Raw genomic sequence first — 395 nt, 5'->3', positions numbered from 1 at the left:
CGGGGTGGAAGCACGGCAACGTGTGCAGCTGACGAATACTAATCGGTCGAGGGCTTATCCAATAAAGTCTTCCGGAGAATCGGAAGCAACTAAGGTTTGGTTATCAGTGAAGATATATCTTTTAGGAGCGACTTTTGACGCAGTCAACGGAGCGAGAAAAGATATATCGAAACGCTTTGTTTCGATCCAGTTTTCAGGGCGCAAATCCTGAGCTGCATGTCCTTTCTAAGGATGGATATTTTCTCGCAGCAATTTCGGAGCAGCAACGCTTCGAAAAATCCAAGCTTCCGTAGCGAGTTTCGCTGCGCGAAACTTTTAGGTTTGGTGATGATGGCGGAAGGGAACCACGCGTACCCATCCCGAACACGACCGTTAAGCCTTCCAGCGCCGATGGT

1 rRNA gene is annotated in these 395 nt (G+C 49.1%); it reads left to right on the top strand.

The annotated features are described in order from the left end of the window. Positions 1-320: 320 nt before the first annotated feature. Positions 321-395: ribosomal RNA gene (rrf, locus tag KQX66_RS36575) — 5S ribosomal RNA — on the top strand; the annotation flags it as partial.

The sequence above is a fragment of the Paenibacillus oleatilyticus genome (assembly GCF_018998565.1).
GTDB classification, from domain to species: Bacteria; Bacillota; Bacilli; order Paenibacillales; family NBRC-103111; genus Paenibacillus_G; species Paenibacillus_G oleatilyticus.
Note: the sequence above shows the minus strand (reverse complement) of the source record. Positions and strands in the feature narration are given on the sequence as shown.